The 17751-nt window shown below is 66.2% G+C and carries 19 protein-coding genes; 9 read left to right on the forward strand and 10 right to left on the reverse strand.

Annotated elements, in window-relative coordinates:
* A complete protein-coding gene (locus tag Y900_RS19935) occupies positions 1–957 on the forward strand; it encodes an LLM class F420-dependent oxidoreductase (protein WP_036344057.1) in 957 nt (318 codons plus the stop codon).
* Positions 954–1994 (forward strand): CaiB/BaiF CoA transferase family protein, encoded by a 1041-nt coding sequence (locus Y900_RS19940; protein ID WP_036344058.1) that lies wholly within the window; start codon positions 954–956, stop codon positions 1992–1994. The genes Y900_RS19935 and Y900_RS19940 overlap by 4 nt, the downstream gene beginning before the upstream one ends.
* On the opposite strand, the gene Y900_RS19945 is transcribed toward Y900_RS19940, so the two are convergent.
* Positions 1982–2254, reverse strand: coding sequence for a 2Fe-2S iron-sulfur cluster-binding protein (locus tag Y900_RS19945; protein WP_081845173.1), 273 nt, complete (start codon positions 2252–2254; stop codon positions 1982–1984). The genes Y900_RS19940 and Y900_RS19945 overlap by 13 nt on opposite strands.
* A gap of 130 nt (positions 2255–2384) precedes the next feature.
* Between Y900_RS19945 and Y900_RS19950 the strand changes: the two genes are divergently transcribed.
* Genes Y900_RS19950 through Y900_RS19965 form a run of 4 tightly spaced genes read left to right on the forward strand, consistent with a single transcriptional unit; the run spans position 2385 to position 6515 of the window.
* Positions 2385–3779 carry a class I adenylate-forming enzyme family protein gene (locus Y900_RS19950; protein ID WP_036347325.1) on the forward strand — a complete coding sequence of 465 codons (1395 nt, stop codon included), beginning with the start codon at positions 2385–2387 and terminating at the stop codon, positions 3777–3779.
* Positions 3757–4662: an acyl-CoA dehydrogenase family protein gene (locus Y900_RS19955; RefSeq protein ID WP_036344061.1), complete on the forward strand. Its 906-nt coding sequence runs from the start codon at positions 3757–3759 to the stop codon at positions 4660–4662. Before Y900_RS19950 ends, Y900_RS19955 begins: the two co-directional genes overlap by 23 nt.
* Positions 4649–5746: an acyl-CoA dehydrogenase family protein gene (locus Y900_RS19960; RefSeq protein WP_036344062.1), complete on the forward strand. Its 1098-nt coding sequence runs from the start codon at positions 4649–4651 to the stop codon at positions 5744–5746. Before Y900_RS19955 ends, Y900_RS19960 begins: the two co-directional genes overlap by 14 nt.
* Before the next feature lie 4 nt (positions 5747–5750).
* A complete protein-coding gene (locus tag Y900_RS19965) occupies positions 5751–6515 on the forward strand; it encodes an enoyl-CoA hydratase/isomerase family protein (RefSeq protein ID WP_036344063.1) in 765 nt (254 codons plus the stop codon).
* A gap of 31 nt (positions 6516–6546) precedes the next feature.
* Here the strand turns inward: Y900_RS19965 and Y900_RS19970 are convergent, their stop codons facing one another.
* Positions 6547–7311, reverse strand: coding sequence for an SDR family NAD(P)-dependent oxidoreductase (locus Y900_RS19970; RefSeq protein WP_036344065.1), 765 nt, complete (start codon positions 7309–7311; stop codon positions 6547–6549).
* 100 nt (positions 7312–7411) lie between these two features.
* Here Y900_RS19970 and meaB point away from each other — a divergent pair, with 100 nt between their 5' ends.
* Positions 7412–8296 (forward strand): methylmalonyl Co-A mutase-associated GTPase MeaB, encoded by an 885-nt coding sequence (gene meaB, locus Y900_RS19975; protein ID WP_036344067.1) that lies wholly within the window; start codon positions 7412–7414, stop codon positions 8294–8296.
* Positions 8297–8302: 6 nt separating this feature from the next.
* Here the strand turns inward: meaB and Y900_RS19980 are convergent, their stop codons facing one another.
* The 8 genes from Y900_RS19980 to Y900_RS20015 form a co-directional block, all read right to left on the reverse strand.
* Positions 8303–8959 (reverse strand): TetR/AcrR family transcriptional regulator, encoded by a 657-nt coding sequence (locus tag Y900_RS19980; RefSeq protein WP_036344069.1) that lies wholly within the window; start codon positions 8957–8959, stop codon positions 8303–8305.
* Between the two features lie 159 nt (positions 8960–9118).
* Positions 9119–9898, reverse strand: a complete 780-nt coding sequence (locus tag Y900_RS19985) for an acyl-CoA dehydrogenase family protein (RefSeq protein ID WP_051660432.1) — start codon at positions 9896–9898, stop codon at positions 9119–9121.
* Between the two features lie 24 nt (positions 9899–9922).
* Positions 9923–11047, reverse strand: a complete 1125-nt coding sequence (locus Y900_RS19990) for an acyl-CoA dehydrogenase family protein (RefSeq protein WP_036344072.1) — start codon at positions 11045–11047, stop codon at positions 9923–9925.
* Complete coding sequence (locus Y900_RS19995; RefSeq protein ID WP_036344074.1) at positions 11044–11478, reverse strand: nuclear transport factor 2 family protein; 435 nt, start codon at positions 11476–11478, stop codon at positions 11044–11046. The genes Y900_RS19990 and Y900_RS19995 overlap by 4 nt, the downstream gene beginning before the upstream one ends.
* Entirely contained in the window at positions 11459–12718 is a 1260-nt protein-coding gene (locus tag Y900_RS20000) for a metal-dependent hydrolase family protein (protein WP_051660168.1), read from the reverse strand. The genes Y900_RS19995 and Y900_RS20000 overlap by 20 nt, the downstream gene beginning before the upstream one ends.
* A gap of 1 nt (position 12719) precedes the next feature.
* A complete protein-coding gene (locus tag Y900_RS20005; RefSeq protein WP_036344076.1) occupies positions 12720–13049 on the reverse strand; it encodes a hypothetical protein in 330 nt (109 codons plus the stop codon).
* Positions 13042–14385: an aromatic ring-hydroxylating oxygenase subunit alpha gene (locus Y900_RS20010; RefSeq protein ID WP_036344077.1), complete on the reverse strand. Its 1344-nt coding sequence runs from the start codon at positions 14383–14385 to the stop codon at positions 13042–13044. The genes Y900_RS20005 and Y900_RS20010 overlap by 8 nt, the downstream gene beginning before the upstream one ends.
* A 4-nt stretch (positions 14386–14389) precedes the next feature.
* A complete protein-coding gene (locus tag Y900_RS20015) occupies positions 14390–14920 on the reverse strand; it encodes a carboxymuconolactone decarboxylase family protein (RefSeq protein ID WP_036344078.1) in 531 nt (176 codons plus the stop codon).
* Positions 14921–15157: 237 nt separating this feature from the next.
* Between Y900_RS20015 and Y900_RS20020 the strand changes: the two genes are divergently transcribed.
* Together Y900_RS20020 and Y900_RS20025 are read left to right on the forward strand one after the other, a co-directional pair.
* Positions 15158–16453: an amidohydrolase family protein gene (locus tag Y900_RS20020; protein WP_036344079.1), complete on the forward strand. Its 1296-nt coding sequence runs from the start codon at positions 15158–15160 to the stop codon at positions 16451–16453.
* 108 nt (positions 16454–16561) lie between these two features.
* The gene (locus Y900_RS20025) at positions 16562–17740 is read left to right on the forward strand and encodes an acyl-CoA dehydrogenase family protein (RefSeq protein ID WP_036344080.1); all 1179 of its coding nucleotides are present in this window, start codon (positions 16562–16564) and stop codon (positions 17738–17740) included.
* The last annotated feature ends 11 nt before the right edge of the window (positions 17741–17751 follow it).

Genomic DNA, 17751 nt, shown 5'->3' on the forward strand with positions numbered 1-17751 from the left:
ATGCGTCTTGGCGTGATGATCGGCGCCGAGCGGGGCGATATGGCCCGCAAGGTGAAGAAGCTCCTCGAGGACATCGAGTGGGCCGAGGGTGCGGGCTTCGACACCGCGTGGATGCCCCAGGTGCCAGGAGACTATGACGCGCTGACGATGGTCGCGCAGATGGGCGCCCGCACCTCGCGCATCGAGCTGGGCACCGCGGTGGTCCCGCTGCAGGCGCAACACCCGATCGCGCTGGCCCGCCAGGCGCTGTCGGTGCACGCCGGCACCGGCAACCGGCTCGCGTTGGGCGTCGGACCATCGCACCACTGGATCATCCGCGACATGCTGGGGCTGCCCTACGAGAAACCGGCGTCCTACACCCGCGACTACCTCGAAGTGCTCAATGCGGCACTGGCCGGCCCCGGCGACGTGGACGTCGAGAACGACACCTTCACGGTGCACAATCCGACTGTGCTGCAGGCGGAGTCGCGGCTACCGGTATTGCTGGCCGCGCTGGGTCCGGTGATGCTGCAGATCGCTGGTGAGCTCACCGACGGCACCGTGCTGTGGATGGCCGACGAGCGCGCGATCGGCGACCATATCGCGCCGCGGATCAACAAGGCCGCCGACAATGCCGGCCGGCCGGCTCCGCGCATCGTCGCCGGAATCCCGGTGTGCCTGTGCGCCAACTCGGAGATCGACGCGGCCAAGGAGCGGGCCAACCGAATCCTCGCCGAAGCCGAGACGTCGCCCAACTACCAGAAGCTGCTCGACCGCGGCGACGCACGCGATGTCGGTGACTTGTGCGCTGCCGGTGATGCTGAAACGATTCTGCGGCGATTCAAACAGTTCGCCGACGCCGGCGTCACCGACCTGTCGGTGCGGCTGCTGCCGATCGGGGAGACCCGGGATGAGCTGGTGGCATCGAAATACCGCACCCGCGAGGTGATTGCGCAGCTCGGCGCCGAAGTTCGATGAGCTCCGCTCCGCTGTCCGGCGTTCGCATCCTCGAGGTCGGCACCATGCTGGCCGGCCCGTATGCCACCATGCTGCTCGCCGATCTCGGGGCGCAGGTCATCAAGATCGAGCCGCCCGGCGGGGAGATCTCCCGTCAGGTCTCCGACAGCTACTTCGCCAGCCTGAACCGCAACAAGCGCAGCGTCTGCCTGGACCTGGCCTCCGAAGCCGGGCAGCGGCGCCTCGGTGAGCTGGTCGCGGAATCCGATGCGCTGCTGGTCAATATGAAGCCCTCGGTAATCCGCAGGTTCGGGCTCACCTACGAGGCGCTGCGCGCGCACAACGAGAAGATCGTGTGTGTCGCGCTGACCGGCTACGGCCTGGACGGCGGCGACGATCCCGCCTTCGACTACGTGATCCAGGCGGCCACCGGCGTGGCCGCGATGACCGGCGACCCGGACGCGCCGCCGACTCTGCCGGGCTACTCGTCGGCCGACAACTCCACCGGGTTGACCGCGGCGGTGGGACTACTGGCGATGATCGTCTCCGGGCAGGGTGGGCAGGTGGATGTCTCGCTGCGTGACGTGATGTTCTCGCAGCTGAACTACCGGGCCTCGGCCTACCTCAACGACGGTGTGCACCCGCGGCGCCACCCGTTCGGTGCGCACTCGTTTTACGTTCCCGCGCAGCTGTTTCCGACCGCGGACGGGTATCTGGCGCTGTTCGTCACCCACGACGGGTTCTGGAAGATCTTCGCCGCCGAGGCCGGTATCGACGGGTTCCCGACGATGGCCGAGCGATCGGCGTGCCGCGATGAGGTCCTGGCGATCGTGACCGCGGCGCTGGCCGCCGACACCGCGGTGGGCTGGGAGGCGCGGTTGCGGCCGCTGGGGATCCCGGCTGCCGCGGTGCGATCGCTGCCCGAGGCCCTCGAGTCGACACCCGAGGTCATCGTCACCGCCGGGGATTACCGCCTGGTCGGCAGTCCGGTGCGGGTGGTGGGGTATGAGCCCGACTATCTGCCGCCCCCGGTTCTCGACGAGTTTCAGTCGTCGTAGGTCACGGTCACATCGGACTCTGGCACGCCCTGGCAGGTCAGGATCAGCCCGTCGTCGATCTCGCTGTCGTCGAGCACCTCGTTGACCCGCATCTTGACCTGACCGTCGGTGAGCGTGGCGATGCAGGTTCCGCAGTTGCCGGCTTCGCAGCTGTAGGGCGGGGTCAGTCCGGCGCGGCGGGCGGTCTCCAGCACCGTCTCGCCCTCGTTGACCGGCATGGTCACCGTCTTACCGTCCAGCGTGATCGTCGCCGTGCTCACTTCTCTCCTCAGCGTTTGCGCAGTATCATTCTACCCAGATGAGAATACAGTTCTCTACTGGCGATAGTATGTTCTCGTTTGTCGACCTGTTGATGGGATTGTCACTGACCATGTGCGAGCGGACCGCGCCGTGAGCGACGTGAGAGTGCTTGCCTTTGAGGACCGCATCTACACACGATCTCAGGTCGATGCGCTGTCCGCGGGATTGGCAGGCACTCTCGCGAGCCGTGGCGTGCGGGCCGGCGAGCGCGTCGCGTTGATGTCGTCCAACCGGCCCGAGTTCATTTTCGCCGTGCACGCCATCTGGCGCCTCGGTGCGTCCGCGGTCTTGATCAGCCCGGCCTGGAAAGCAGCCGACATCGGCCATGCGCTCGAGGTGTCCCGCGCGGACCATGCCGTCGGTGACAGCCCGTTGCTGTCTCACCTGATGCCGATGCTCAGCCTCGACGATCCGATCAGCCCGGTCGAGCCCACCCCGGTGGACTACGCGGCCGACTCCGATGCCGTGCTGGTGTTCAGCTCGGGGACCACGGGTATGCCCAAAGCGGTTCGGCACACCCATGGTTCGCTGGCCGTGAGCATCCGGCACTGGCGTCAGGCGCTGGGCCTCACGGCAGTCGATCGCATGCAGATCGTCACACCGCCGTCGCACATCCTCGGCCTGCTCAACATCGCCACCGTGCTCGACGCGGGCGCGTGGATGCGCCTGCATCGCCGATTCGACATCGACACCATGCTGCAGTGCATCCAGGACGACCGCATCACCGTCGAAATGGCCGTCGCGCCAATCGCATTGGCAATCGCATCTCATCCGAAGCTCGACACGTTCGACCTGTCGTCGCTGCGCTACATCATGTGGTGCGCCACCCCGGTCACCACCAGCGTCGCCGAGGCCGTGACCGAACGGACCGGGATCGGGTGGATCTCGGCGTACGGCACCAGCGAGGTACCGGTGATCGCCTGTTGCCCGCGCGACGCGGCCCGGCTCGACACCGTCGGGCGACCGATCCCGCCGGTGCGCATCGTGTCGACGGAGACCGGCGAACCGGTCGAGCCGGGCACGGTCGGCGAGATCCAGGTGCGCTCGGATTCGGCGATGGCCGGCTACCTGCCCGCCGACGCCACCGCCGCGGCATTCGACGACGGCTGGTATCGCACCGGGGACCTCGGCTACCTGGACGACGGCTGGCTGCGAATCACCGATCGGCTCAAGGAAATGGTCAAGGTGCGGGGCTTCCAAGTCGCTCCCGCCGAGGTCGAGTCGGTGCTGCACGGCCATCCCGCGGTGGCCGACTGCGCGGTGTTCGGTGTGCCCGACGAGGTGGACGGTGAGGCCGTGATCGCTGCGGTCACCGTCGCCGAGCCGGTCGGCGCCGAGGAGTTGGACGCGCTGATCGCCGAGAAGCTGGCGTCCTACAAACGTCCCCGCGACATCGTTTTCGTGCCCGAAATCCCGCGCCTGCCATCGGGCAAGGCGTTGCGGCGAGTTCTCAAGGAGCAGTATGGATGCACGCCTGACCAGTGAGCAGCAGCAGCTGCGCGATGCCGCCGCCCGGCTGGCCGACGACTTCGGACCGGGCTCCGTCGCGGACCTGGACGACCAGTCGCGCCGGGCGCGGCTGGCCAAGACCGTTGACGCGACCGGCTGGCGGTCGCTTCGTTCCGACGGCGCCAGCGGCGTCGAAGTGGCGTTGGTGGCAGAGGAATTCGCGCGTGGTCTGGTCGACGTGCCGTTCCTCGGGCCGGTGCTCGCCGACGATCTGTACTGCCTGCTGGCGGCCGACCCGGTGCCGGCGACCATCGCGGTCGGTCACACCGTCATCGACGCCGACGGTTCCTCCGCTGCGCTACGACTCGCCGGAACGACCGTCGAATCGGTCGGTGTCGGTGCGGCCCGCGACGGCGCCGACCTGACCCGCATCACCGCAGCCGTCTCCGGCTCAGCGGACACCGTGGGGGAGCTGACCGCCGAGCTGACGCAGCGCTGGTACGCCCTCGCGCTTGCGGTGACGACGGCCGACCTGGTCGGCGCGGCACGCGGCACCCTCACGCTGGCAACCGAATACGCCAAGGTGCGCGAGCAGTACGGCTCGGCTATCGGTTCGTACCAGGCCGTGGCCCACATGCTGGCAGAGGGCCTGGCCCTCATCGAGGGATCGGTCAGCGTGCTGCGTCACGCCGCCTGGGCTGTCGACGAGCTGCCCGTCGAGCAGGCTGTCGAAGCCGGCCGGGTCGCCAAGATCTACTGCGCACGAGCCGCACTCGCGGTGTGTGAGATGTCGATCCAGGTGCACGGCGGCATCGGCAATACCTGGGAGTGCCTCGCCCATGTCTATCTGCGCCGGGTGCTGGCCGCCACCGAGGCCTGGCCAGTCAAGTTGGAGGAGTTGACCATTGGACTTTCGTGATTCGCCGGACGAGGCCGCGTTCCGGGAGCGGCTGCGCGGCTGGCTGACAGAACAGAAGGGCAAGTTCCCGACGTCGGGAGACGCCTACTGGGCCAAGGCGGGGGAGTGGCACCAGGCGCTGTACGCCGCCGGGTTCTTCGGCACGTCCTGGCCGACAGAGTACGGCGGCCAGGGCTTGCCACCCGTGTTCGACGTGATCGTCGACGAGGAGATCGCCAAGGCCGGGGCGCCCGCGCGTCCGAGCCTGGGCTATCTGGTGGTCGGCCTTAGTCATCACGGCAGCGAGGAACTGCGGCAGCGCTTCCTGCCCGGGATGATCAACGGCACAGAGCGCTGGTGCCAAGGCTTTTCGGAGCCCGGGGCCGGATCGGACCTGGCCGCGCTGACCACGACCGCGACCCAGTGTGGCGACGACCCGGATACTTACGTCATCGACGGCCACAAGATCTGGACCAGTTACTCCGACTGCGCCGACTGGTGCCTCGTCCTGGCGCGCACCGACAAAGAGGTGCCCAAACACAAGGGCATCTCGGCCTTCATCGTCACGATGCACCAGCCGGGGATCGTCCAGCGGCCGCTGAAGATGATCAGCGGTGTCACCAAGGAATTCGGTCAGGTCGAGTTCGACGGGGCGAGGGTGCCGGCCGCGAACATGGTCGGGGCGCCCGGCGACGGCTGGAAGCTGGCGATGACGGTGGTCAGCCACGAGCGCGAGCCGTCGACATTGGGCTTCTCGGCGCGCTACGGGAAGCTGGTGCGCCAGATGGCCTCCCGCGTCGAGGGCCCGACACCCGACGAACTGTCGTGGGCGTGGGTGCAGACCGAGATGTTGCGCCTGCACGTGCGTCGGCGCCTGTCCGAGCAGCTCGACGGCATCACGCATGGCCCGGACGGGTCGCTGGACAAACTGTTGATGACCTGGACCGAGCAGTCGGTCGGGCACGCCGCGTTGGCCACCGTCGGCACCGACGACGAGGAGTTGTTCGGTGCCTACCTCTACAGCCGTGCCCAGAGCGTGATGGGCGGGACGTCGCAAATTCAGAAGAACATCATCGCCGGACGAATTCTTGGACTGGGAGTTTAACGACATGTACGACATGCCCGACGAAATCGACGTCACCGCCGACGGTCCGCTGCGGATCATCACGCTGAATCGTCCCGACGAGCTGAACGCCGTCAACGACAATCTCCATGTCGGGCTCGCCAAGATCTGGGAGGCACTCAACGAGGATGCCTCCGCGCGGGCGGCGGTGATCACCGGTGCGGGCCGGGCTTTCTCGGCCGGCGGCGACTTCACCTACCTCGACGAGCTGCGCAGCGACGAAGCGTTGCGGCAGAAGACAATCAAGCACGGTCGCGATCTCGTCATCGGCATGGTGCGGTGCCGCATTCCGGTGATCGCGGCCGTCAACGGCCCGGCGGTCGGGCTGGGCTGCAGCCTGGCCGCACTGTCCGACGTGGTCTACATCGCCGAGAACGCGTTCTTCGCCGACCCGCACGTGTCCATCGGTCTGGTCGCCGCCGACGGCGGGCCGCTGGTGTGGGGATCGCAGATCAGCTTGCTGCAGGCCAAGGAGTTCGCCCTGACCGGCGTGCGGATCAAGGCGCAGCGCGCGGTGGAACTCGGGCTGGCGAATCATGTTGCCGCCGATCCGGTCTCCGAGGCAATCGCCTGCGCGAAGAAGATCATCGAACTTCCGCAGCAGGCCGTCGAGGCCACCAAGCGGCTGATGAACATCCAGCTGGAGCAGTCGGTGATGGCCTCGCTGGACTACGCCAACCTCGCCGAGTACGTGTCGTTCGGTACCGCCGATTTCAACAGGATCGTCGACGGCTTGATTGCCAAGAAGTAGCGACACGCGCCGAAATCGCAAAAGGCGGGCGCTACTTCGGCGGGAAGCGCAGCGCACCGTCCAGGCGAATGGTCTCGCCGTTGAGATAGTCGTTCTCGGCGATCGACAGCGCCAGCTGTCCGTACTCGACCGAGCGTCCCATCCGCTTCGGGAACGGCACCTGCGGGCCCCAGTACGCCTCGAGCTGGTCGGCGGCCTTGCCGTAGGCAGGGGTGTTGATGGTACCGGGCGCGATCGCCATTACCCGGATACCCAACGGCGAAAGATCCCGGGCGGCAACCAGAGTCATCGCCACAACGCCACCCTTGGCGGCCGAGTAGGGCAGCTGGCCGATCTGGCCTTCGTACGCGGCGATCGACGCGGTGTTGATGATCACCCCGCGGGCCCCGGTCTCGTCGGGCTCCTGGCGCGCCATCGCTGCCGCGACATGACGCATCACGTTGAACACCGCGGTCAGGTAGAAGGTGATGGTTTTGGTGAACGCCTCCATCTCCATCGGTGCGCCGTCCTTGCCGACCAGCCGGCCACCGCCGGCCGGGCCGCCGTGGGTGTCCACCGAGATGCGCAGCGGCCCCAGCTCTTCGGCGGCGGAGATGGCAGCCAGCACGTCCTCGTCGTTGGTGACGTCGGTGCGGACGTAGGGGACGGCGAGCTCGGCGGCGAGTTCCTTGCCCTTGTCGTCGGCCAGGTCGGCGATCACGACCCTGACGCCGGCCGCATGCAGCGTGCGCACGGTCGCCTCGCCGAGGCCACCCGCGCCACCGAAGACAACGGCGGAACTTCCACTGATCTGCATAGCGTTACCCTTCTTGCAACTGACACTCTCTACTTGAGAGAATAGTATTCTCATACCGACCGGAATTGGTCAATCACGTAGGGACGTAGCGTTGCCCGTTATGGATGTCGCCGAGCTGATCATCGCGGCCCGCGGCGGGAACATGCGCGCGGTCGGGCGGCTGCTGAGCCTGGTCGAGAGCGACCGCCGCGATGAGGTGCTCACCGAGATCGGCCGGGCCGTGGTCCCGGTGGTGGGTGTGACGGGCCCGCCCGGTGCGGGCAAGTCGACCACCATCGCCGTTCTTGTCGCGGCGTATCGCGAACGCGGACAACGGGTTGCGGTGCTGGCCGTGGATCCGTCGTCGCCCTACAGCGGGGGTGCGCTGTTGGGGGATCGGATCAGGATGGCGCAGCACATCAACGATCCCGACGTGCTGATCCGGTCGGTGGCCACCAGGGGCCATCTCGGCGGCCTGGCCGCCGCGGTGCCCGCCGCGATCCGACTGCTCGGTGCGCTCGGTTTCGACGTCGTCCTGCTGGAGAGCGTCGGGGTCGGCCAGTCGGAGATCGAGATCGCCGCGGTCGCCGACCCGACGATCGTGATCCTGAATCCGGGTGCCGGCGACGCGGTCCAAGCCGCCAAGGCCGGCCTGCTCGAGGTCGCCGATGTGGTGGTGGTGAACAAGGCCGACCGGGACGGCGCCGCCCAGACGGTGCGCGACCTGAAATTCGAGACGCACGTCCCGGTGCTGACGCTGGTCGCCGCCCGGGCCGAGGGGGTGGCGGAGCTCGTCGACGCGATCGAGGCCCACCGGCGGGCCGACACCGCGGAGCGCCGCGCCGCGCGGGCCCGCGCGCAGGTGTTGTCACTGGCGCAGAGCCGCCTGCAGCGTCATCCGGATCTCGACGCGCTGGCACAAGCCGTCGCCGACGGAAGTCGTGATCCGTACGGTGCCGCGGAAGACCTGATCGCTCAACCGGTTTCGCCCGCGGACGAGCGGTGAACCGGCTTACTTGCGGGCGAACCCCTGCGAGCAGAAGGTCCACACTTCGTCCCCGCTGATCGGCGTGTGCACGTTCTCGTCGTCCTCGACCCCGCTGGACTGAGCGATGAACATGATGGTCTGCATCGTCATCGCTGCCATGCGGCGGGGGTTGGCGTCTTCCCTGAGCTCCCCGGCCGCCGACGCCTCGTCCATCAATTCGGCGAACAGCGCCACCAGCGGTGCGTGAGCGACCTTGACCTCATTGGGATGTGAGATCAGCAGTTGGGGGGCGAAGTCGGTAAACAACGGCCGACGCGCTGTGGGATCCGGCCGGGATAGTTCGAACAGCAGGGTGACGGCCACCTTGAGTCGGTCCAGCGGATCGCTCTGAGCCGACGTCGCGGCCCGGATCTGATCGGCGGCCCGGCTCAGCGCATCTTCGAACAGAGCGAGCAGCAACTCGTGCTTACCGTCGAACTGTAGATAGAAGCTGCGTAGCGACTGGCGGGACCGGTCGACGACTTCCTGCACGGTGAAGTCGGTGCTGCCCTTTTCGGTGATGATGGCCTGCGCGGCATCCAGGAATCGCTGCACGCGCTGCCCGGCGCGCACCTTGGCGGTCCGGATCGACCGCTCGACGGCGCGCTGCTTCCAGGCGGGCTCTTCGCTCGGGCTGTTCACTGCCGGGCTCGAGACGTGCGGATGCGTGTTCCGATGTTGCTCACGGTAAGAGAGTACTACTCTCAGCGGCGAGAATTATGTTCTCAATTCAATACTGACCAAAATTTTTGTTCCGGCCAGTCTAACGGGTGACCAGCGCATTCGACGCCATGGCGTACGTCACAGATTTCCGAGACGCGGAGCGTGCCCCAGTGACCTGATCGCCGCCCCGGCTTCCCTGGTCAGATCGCGTGCCGATCCGAGTAGTCCGTCCAGCACGAATGCGCGCTTCACATGCCGGTGCAGCTCGTGCTCGTCGGTGAACCCGATGCCGCCGAGAACCTGCTGACAGTGCTTGGCTGCGGTCACAGCGGCCTGACCGGCAGCGGCCTTGCCCAACAGACAGGCCAGGTCGGTGCCGTCGTCCTGGGCCGCCAGCAGCGCCGCTTCGGCACCCTCGACGGCGACCAGCGTCTCGGCGAGCCGGTGGCGCACTGCCTGGAACGACCCGATCGGACGGCCGAACTGCACCCGGTCGACGGCATGTTGCCGCGCCAGCCTCAGCATCGCCCGGGCCGAACCGGTCAGCCACCAACCCAGCGCGAGGCGGCCCCTGGCCACCGGCACCTCGGAGCCGGTGTCGACGGTGCCGATCGGCAGTTCGGGATCCATCGCCGACCGCGCACCGTCGGTGCGCTCCCACACCACCCAGCGGCCACCGGTGTACGGCAGCGCGATCGTGCCGCCCGGCGCTTGACCCGCGGATGCGAGCACCACGTCGTTGATCACGCCGGCATGTGTGCCGGTCTCGCCCAGCAGCCGGAACACCAAGGCCGTTGCGTCAGAGGGGATCTCATCGAGCATCTCCAGCCAGCCGAGGTCGCGCAGAACGTCTTCGACATTGGGGGAGCCCTCCGCGGCCGCGGCGCTCATCGACTTCTCGAGCGTGTCGGCCAGCATTCCCAGTTCGCCGTCGTCCACGTCTCACTCCTTCCCGAGATCGAGAAGCCGGCGGGCGATGATGTTGCGCTGGATCTCCGCGGTGCCGCCGTAGATGGTGGCCGAGCGCGAATATAGGAACTCCGAGCGCCAGGGCGTCTCGTCGAGTTCGAGCACCCCAGGCAACACATCCCGCGCGGTGTCGTACAGACGCTGTTCGGCACCGGCCAGCAGCACCTTGTCGATCGAGGTCTCCGGGCCGAGCTTCGCCCCGTCGGCGAAGCGGTGCTGGGTCGACGCCGACCGGCAGCGCACGGTGTGCAGCGCGAGGTAGGCCGCGCCGAGTTCGGAGTCACCGGCGTCGGTCTCGTCGGTGATCAGCCGGTCCAACCTGGTGAACAGGTAAGAGATTCGCTGCCAGAAACAGGTGGACCGCTCGAACGGCAACAGGTCGTTGGCCAACCGCCACCCGTCCCCGGGAGTGCCGAGCATACGATCGGCCGGCACCACCACGTCGTCGAAATACACCTCACAGAACTCGTCGACGCCGTGCATGGTGTGCAGCGGCCGCACCGTGATGCCGGGGGAGTCCATGTCGATGAAAAAGGCGGTGATGCCCTCGTGTTTGGGCGTCTCCGGCGAGCCGGTGCGGGTCAGCAGGACGCAGCGCTTGGAGAACTGCGCGAAGCTGGTCCACACCTTCTGGCCGTTGATCACCCACTCGTCGGCGCGTCGGGTGGCCTTGGTGCTCAGCGACGCCAGGTCACTGCCCGAGCCAGGCTCGGAGAAGCCCTGACACCAGTGCTCCTCGCCGCGCAGGTAGCGCGGCACCATCTCGGCGGCGAGCTCCGGTCGCGCATACGAGATCATGGTCGGCACAAGGACTTCCATCATCGAGTACGGGCCCGGCTCGGCGATGTTGCGACCGAGCACCTCCTCGGCGACGATCATCCGCATGATCACCGAGCCGCCGAGGCCGCCCACTTCTTCGGGCCAGCCGTAGCGCATCCACCCGGCATCATAGAGAGCCCGGCGCACCCGGCTCATCTGCTCGATATGGGCGGGCAGCGAATGATCTGGGCCCGGGCTCAGGTCGTTCTCGTCCAGCCACGCTCGCAGGTCGTTGCGGAATTCGTCGGCGGTCGTGCCGGATTCGGCCACCGTGGTCATCCGCCGGCCGGCCGGCCGATCGCGTGCGGACGGCCCGAATCGTGCACACCGGTGCGCCGGATGAACGTCATCGCGCGGGTGCTCAGCCGCCAGCCCTTCTCGGTCCGCAGGTACGTGTCGCGGTAGTAACCGATGCGCATGTCGTGCGCCGAATGCTCGATGAAGCACAGCGGTTGGGTGCCGGTGGCCTTGTTCCGGTCGTTCTCGTCGAATTCGACCAGTGACTCGCCGGTCATGAACAGCCCTTTGGGTGCCGCCTCGACGAGCTCGGGAAACCGTCCCAGCGAATAGGTTTCGCCGAAGGCACTGTAGGTGCCGTCTTCGGTGAACACCTTGACCAGATTCTCGACGTCCAGCTGGGTGATCGTCACCGCGTAGCGGGCGAGCAGCTGCTGGATCTCGACGATGTCGTCAGTCCGCGGTGTTGACATAGACTTTTCCGCCTTTCATGACGAAGCTGACGTGCTGGGTGACGGTGATGTCGGACAACGGATCGCCGGGCACGGCGATGATGTCGGCGAGCAGGCCTTCGGCGATGCGGCCCCGGTCGGTGACGTTGATCAGATCGGCGCCGACGACGGTGGCGGCCCGCAGCACCGCGGCCGGCGGCATACCCCACTCCACCAGGGTGACGAGCTCGTCAGCGTTCTTGCCGTGCGGGATCGCGGGCGCATCGGTGCCGACCGCGATCTTCACGCCGGCCTCGTAGGCGGCCTTGATCGACGTCTCCGCCTTCGGGAACATCTCGGCAGCCTTGTCCTGCAACACCTTCGGCGCATGTGACACGTCCATCGCCTGGGCGAGCCGACGGGTGGTCACCAGGAAGCGATCGTTGTCGACCAGCATCTGGATGGCCTCGTCGTCCATCAGGAAGCCGTGCTCGATGCAGTCGATGCCGCACGCCACCGCATGTTTGACCGCCTCGGCGCCGTGGGTGTGGGCGGCTACGCGCAGTCCGCGCCGGTGCGCCTCGTCGACGATCGCCCGGAGCTCCTCGTCCGAATAGTGTTGCGCGCCTGCTTCACCGGTCAGCGACATCACGCCGCCGGACACGCACACCTTGATCAGCTGCGCGCCGTGCTTGATCTGATAGCGCACCGCCTTGCGGATCTCGTCGACACCGTTGGCGATGCCCTCCTCGACGGTCAGCTCGAGGGCGCCCGGCATGAAGGCGGCGAACATCGTCGGGTCCAGATGACCGCCGGTCGGCGTGATGGCATGCCCGGCAGGCACGATCCGCGGACCCTCGATCCAGCCCGCGTCGATCGCCTTGCCCAGCGCGACGTCGAGCAGGTACCCGCCGGTCTTCACGAACAGCCCGAGGTTGCGCACCGTGGTGAAACCCGCGCGCAGCGTGCGGCGGGCATTGCCGACCGCGCGCAACACCCGGGTCGGCGGATCATCCTGGACCTGGGAGAGGCCGGGGTTTTCGCCCCGGCCGCCCATCAGGAGGTTGACTTCCATGTCCATCAACCCCGGAAGGAGGATGGCGTCTCCCAAATCGATGACATCGGAGCTCTCATCAACATCGCCCCCCACCGAAACGATCCGGTCGCCCTCGACCTTCACGATGGCGGGCCGGACGATCTCGCCTGCGTCGACGTCGACGTACCCCGCCGCCTTCAGGGTCGTTGCGCGCGGCGACGAGCCGCTTGCGCGAAGAGCAGACAACCTAGACCACCGGCTCCTTGATCAGTTCGATATACGCGGCCCCACTGTCGAGCACGCGGGGCTGCTTCCACACCTCGATCGGAAAGCTCACCTGCACGATCGACTGTCCTAGATGTACCAGAGCCTTGGCGTCCTCCGGCATGCCTTGAAGCGGAAAGCGGGCGTCGACGTAGACCATGATGTCTTCCAGCCGCGCCAAGCCGGCGTCGTACAGCTCCTGCATCTCGGCCATCGTCGAGTTGAGCCGCTTCTGGTAGCGCTCTTCCTCGGTGGGCAGGCACCAGTCGCTGAAGCGCTCCAGGTCGGCGAATTCCGCTGGCAGCTTAGACATTTGCAGGATCCTTTTCTTCCGCCTTCGGGCTCTGCGCGGCGGCCGCCCCGTTTCCATTCCCCGCGGCCAATGACTTTGTGTACCGGTCCACGTATTTGTGCGCGGTGTGGTGCAGGTGGCGCAACAGGATTTCCTGGTCACAGAGCGGGAAGTCCAGTACGGCGCGGGTGCCGATCTGGGTCTGCGTTGCTTCGAGGGTGTTGGCGTCCTGGAACGCGTACTCCTTGAAGGTCACCGCAGCCAGTTCCTGGGAGAGTCGTTCACGCAGGTTCTTCGGCGGCACGAAATACAGGTCGGCCTCGAAGATATGGGAGTCCACCGCGGTGGGCCAGTAGTTGTAGGTCAGGTACCAGCCCGGCGCCCAGAACAGCAATGTGAAGTTCGGGAAGAACTCGAACGAGTCCTGGCCCCACGTCGAGTGCCTGCCGGGATTGATCGCGGGTGGCAGCTCGTCGGGCAGGATGCCCTTGATGTCGGGGCGGTCCCACGGCCCGAACAGACCACTGTGCAGGATCCGCTCGATGGGCTTGACCATCTTCAGATCCTTCGGCGGACTCATGCCGCCCCAGGACGAGATCATCGAGTGGTCGCCCTTGATGTCGTAATGCAGCGCCTCGAAGCCGAACTTGGCGAGTTTCTCGGCTTCCTCCTTCTCCGCCTGCTTCATGTGCAGGATCGGCGCGTGGTAGAACTCGACGAAGGCGTCGATGAACAGCTTCCAGTTGGAGCCGACCGTCGCGCGGTAGCTGTAGTGCTCGGTCATCTCGTGGAAGGGATAACCCTTCAGGCCTTGGCCGAACTCGCCGAGGTACTCCTCGAGCGAGACCGCGTCGTCGTCGAAGTTGACGAAGATGAAGCCTTCCCACACCTCGCAGCGCACACCCTTGAGCGGGTAGTCGGCTTTGTCGACGTCGAAGAACTCCTGCTCCTGCTGGATGAAGGTCAGGTCGCCCTTCAACGAGTACCGCCAGGCGTGGTACTTGCAGACGAATTGCCGACAACTGCCCGAAACCTCTTCGCCGGGATAGTCATTCCACACCAGCTTGTTGCCGCGATGGCGGCACAGGTTGTAGAAGGCGCGGATCTCGTCACCGTCGTTGACGATGATGATCGACGTGCCCGGCCCGACTGACGGCAGCTCGCGGGTGATGTAGTTGCCCTTCTTGGGGACCAGCTCCACGCGGCCCATTTGCAGCCAGGTCTTGCGGAAGATGGCCTGCTGCTCCAGCTTCCAGTGCTCGGGATCAATCGAGTCCTCGTAGTTGACCGGACCGGTGCCGAGTTCCGGCCAGTTCTCGGTCCAGCTGCCGACATCCGGCTTCTTGAAAAATGCCACGTACTTACCTTTCGTTCTCGAGCTGTACGCCGAAAGTGTTGAACGCCATGGCCAACATGCCGTAGGCGCCCACGGTGAAGACGAAGTCCATGCGCTGACGCTCGGTGAGGTGCTCGCCGAGCGCGGCCCAGGTCTCGTCGGTGAGATTGGATTTCTCCTCGAGCTCGTCGGTGGCCCGTACGACCAGCCGGTCGAGCTCGTCGTCGGCCCCGCCGGTGCGGATGGCCTCGACGTCGTCGTCGGTCAGCCCTTCCGCCTTGGCCATCTCGACGTGGTGCTCCCACTCGTAGGTGCAGTCCCGGCGATGCGCCACCCGCAGCACCGCGACCTCCCGCAGCCGGGCCGGCAGCGTGGAGCGGAACAGTAGATAGACGTTGAAGCCGAGGTAGGCCTTGGTCAGGTCGGGGTGGCGAACGAGGGTCGACAGCGCCGTTCCGGCGCCCTCGGGGTTCTGCCGGTCGCGCGGCAACATGCCCTTGAGTGCGTGCTGGACCTCGTCGTCCCACTGCTCCGCAGGTAGCGGTGTCAGGCGCATCGGTAACCCCCTCTCGCGTTGGAGAATCACATTCTCAATTCCGGATAACAGGTTTTCATGAACTTGCCGGAAGGTCAATCCCCGCGCCTGAACAGGCCGGAAAAACCAGGGCCGACCAGGCGGGTAGGAAGGTCAGCCTACGGGCCGCACGCACCGGTAAGCCGATTACCGGATGTTGATTCTCGCGGAATGAGAAGCTAGTTTTCATTGGAGAGGTCAGCGACGGAAGGAGCCGGTATGCGCAAAGAGGACATGATCCTGATCAGCGTCGACGACCACATCGTGGAACCGCCCGACATGTTCGCCAATCATCTGCCGAAGAAATATGCCGACGACGCTCCCCGGTTGGTGCACAACCCCGACGGCTCCGACATGTGGCGGTTCCGCGACATCACGATCCCCAACGTCGCGCTCAACGCGGTGGCCGGGCGGCCCAAGGAGGAGTACGGCCTGGAGCCGCAAGGGCTCGATGAGATCCGGCCCGGCTGCTACAACGTCGACGAGCGGGTCAAGGACATGAACGCCGGCGGCATCCTGGGCTCGATGTGTTTCCCGTCGTTCCCCGGTTTCGCGGGCCGATTGTTCGCCACCGAGGATGCCGAATTCTCGCTGGCGTTGGTGCAGGCCTACAACGACTGGCACGTCGAGGAGTGGTGCGGGGCCTATCCGGCACGGTTCATCCCGATGACGTTGCCGGTGATCTGGGACCCGGTCGCCTGTGCAGCCGAGATTCGCCGCAACGCCGCGCGCGGAGTGCACTCGCTGACGTTCACCGAAAACCCCGCTGCGATGGGCTATCCCAGTTTCCATGACTTCGAGCACTGGAAGCCGATGTGGGACGCCCTGGTCGACACCGACACCGTGCTCAACGTGCACATCGGCTCCTCGGGACGCCTTGCGATCACCGCCCCCGACGCGCCGATGGACGTGATGATCACTCTGCAGCCGATGAACATCGTCCAGGCCGCCGCGGATCTGCTGTGGTCACGGCCGGTCAAGGAATACCCGGACCTCAAGATCGCCCTGAGCGAGGGCGGCACCGGCTGGATTCCCTACTTCCTGGAACGCGCCGATCGCACCTATGAGATGCACTCGACCTGGACCGGGCAGGACTTCAAGGGCAAGAAACCCTCGGAGGTGTTCCGCGATCACTTCCTGACCTGCTTCATCTCCGACCACGTCGGGGTGCAATTGCGTAACGCCGTCGGCATCGACAACATCTGCTGGGAAGCCGACTACCCGCATTCGGACTCGATGTGGCCCGGCGCCCCTGAGCAACTTGACGACGTCCTGCGCGAACACCATGTGCCCGACGACGAGATCAACAAGATGACCTATGAGAACGCCATGCGCTGGTACCACTGGGACCCGTTCACGCATATCTCGAAGGAACAGGCCACCATCGGCGCGCTGCGCAAGGCCGCCGAAGGTCACGACGTTTCCATCCAGGCGCTGTCGAAGAAGGAGAAGACCGGCGCCAACTTCGCCGACTTCGCGGCGAATGCCAAAGAGCTGTCCGGCAATACGGACTGACGCGGTTCGCGGGCGACAAGGCGCCGGTGCGCAGAACTCTGGGATCGCACCGGCGCGCTGGCCTGCGTGCCGACTGCTGAGTAGAGGAGTGTGGGTGTGTCTTCAGGTATGAGCTTCGAACTGACCGAGGATCAAGAGCTGATCCGTAAGTCGGTGCGGGAGCTGGCATCACGCTTCGACGACCACTACTGGATGGAGAAGGACCAGCAGCACGAGTTCCCGTCGGAGTTTTACGACGCCATCGCAGGTGGCGGCTGGCTCGGGATGACGATCCCCGAGGAGTACGGCGGCCACGGTCTGGGCATCACCGAGGCGACCATCTTGGCCGAGGAGGTGGCCCGCTCCGGCGGCGGGATGAACGCCGCCAGCTCCATCCACATGTCGATCTTCGGGATGCAACCGGTGGTGGTGTTCGGCTCCGACGAGATGAAGGCCGCGACGCTGCCGCGCATCGTCAATGGCGACCTGCACGTGTGCTTCGGCGTCACCGAACCCGGCGCTGGACTTGATACTTCGCGCATCACGACTTTCGCCAAGCGGGACGGTGACAGTTATGTCGTCAACGGTCGCAAGGTGTGGATCTCCAAGGCGCTGGAATCCGAGAAGATCCTGCTGCTCACCCGCACCGAGAGCCGTGGGGACGTGGAGAAGCGGGGCGGTAAGCCGACCGAAGGGCTCTCGCTATTTCTGACCGACATCGACCGCGATCACGTCGACATCCGCCCCATCAAGAAGATGGGCCGCAACGCGGTCAGCTCGAACGAGGTGTTCATCGACGATCTGCGGGTACCGGTCGCCGACCGTATCGGCGAAGAGGGCAAGGGTTTCTCCTACATCCTGCACGGGCTGAACCCGGAGCGGATGCTCATCGCCGCCGAGGCGCTGGGCATCGGGCGGGTGGCGCTGGACCGCGCGGTGAAGTACGCCAACGAGCGCGTGGTGTTCGACCGGCCGATCGGGATGAACCAGGGCATCCAGTTCCCGCTGGCCGATTCGCTGGCTCGCCTCGACGCCGCCGAACTGATCCTGCGCAAGGCAACCTGGCTCTACGACAACGGGAAGTCGTGCGGCCGCGAAGCCAATATGGCCAAGTACCTGTGTGCGGATGCGGGTTTCGCGGCAGCCGATCGTGCACTGCAGACCCACGGCGGCATGGGCTACTCCGAGGAGTACCACATCTCCCGGTTCTTCCGGGAAGCGCGCCTGATGAAGATCGCGCCGGTCAGCCAGGAGATGATCCTGAACTTCCTCGGCGCCAACGTGCTCGGCCTGCCCAAGAGCTACTAGTAGCCGGCAAG

Source organism: Mycolicibacterium aromaticivorans JS19b1 = JCM 16368, assembly GCF_000559085.1.
Classification (GTDB): domain Bacteria; phylum Actinomycetota; class Actinomycetes; order Mycobacteriales; family Mycobacteriaceae; genus Mycobacterium; species Mycobacterium aromaticivorans.

Excerpts from the sequence above, each read along its gene's own strand:
- Y900_RS20015 (WP_036344078.1), bottom strand. The coding sequence starts at position 14,920 with ATGCGCCTGACACCGCTACCTGCGGAGCAGTGGGACGACGAGGTCCAG.
- Y900_RS19935 (WP_036344057.1), top strand. The coding sequence starts at position 1 with ATGCGTCTTGGCGTGATGATCGGCGCCGAGCGGGGCGATATGGCCCGC.
- Y900_RS19955 (WP_036344061.1), top strand. The coding sequence starts at position 3,757 with ATGGATGCACGCCTGACCAGTGAGCAGCAGCAGCTGCGCGATGCCGCC.
- Y900_RS19985 (WP_051660432.1), bottom strand. The coding sequence starts at position 9,898 with ATGCTGGCCGACACGCTCGAGAAGTCGATGAGCGCCGCGGCCGCGGAG.
- meaB (WP_036344067.1), top strand. The coding sequence starts at position 7,412 with ATGGATGTCGCCGAGCTGATCATCGCGGCCCGCGGCGGGAACATGCGC.
- Y900_RS20020 (WP_036344079.1), top strand. The coding sequence starts at position 15,158 with ATGCGCAAAGAGGACATGATCCTGATCAGCGTCGACGACCACATCGTG.
- Y900_RS20025 (WP_036344080.1), top strand. The coding sequence starts at position 16,562 with ATGAGCTTCGAACTGACCGAGGATCAAGAGCTGATCCGTAAGTCGGTG.
- Y900_RS19990 (WP_036344072.1), bottom strand. The coding sequence starts at position 11,047 with ATGACCACGGTGGCCGAATCCGGCACGACCGCCGACGAATTCCGCAAC.
- Y900_RS19965 (WP_036344063.1), top strand. The coding sequence starts at position 5,751 with ATGTACGACATGCCCGACGAAATCGACGTCACCGCCGACGGTCCGCTG.
- Y900_RS19940 (WP_036344058.1), top strand. The coding sequence starts at position 954 with ATGAGCTCCGCTCCGCTGTCCGGCGTTCGCATCCTCGAGGTCGGCACC.
- Y900_RS19995 (WP_036344074.1), bottom strand. The coding sequence starts at position 11,478 with ATGTCAACACCGCGGACTGACGACATCGTCGAGATCCAGCAGCTGCTC.
- Y900_RS20005 (WP_036344076.1), bottom strand. The coding sequence starts at position 13,049 with ATGTCTAAGCTGCCAGCGGAATTCGCCGACCTGGAGCGCTTCAGCGAC.
- Y900_RS19970 (WP_036344065.1), bottom strand. The coding sequence starts at position 7,311 with ATGCAGATCAGTGGAAGTTCCGCCGTTGTCTTCGGTGGCGCGGGTGGC.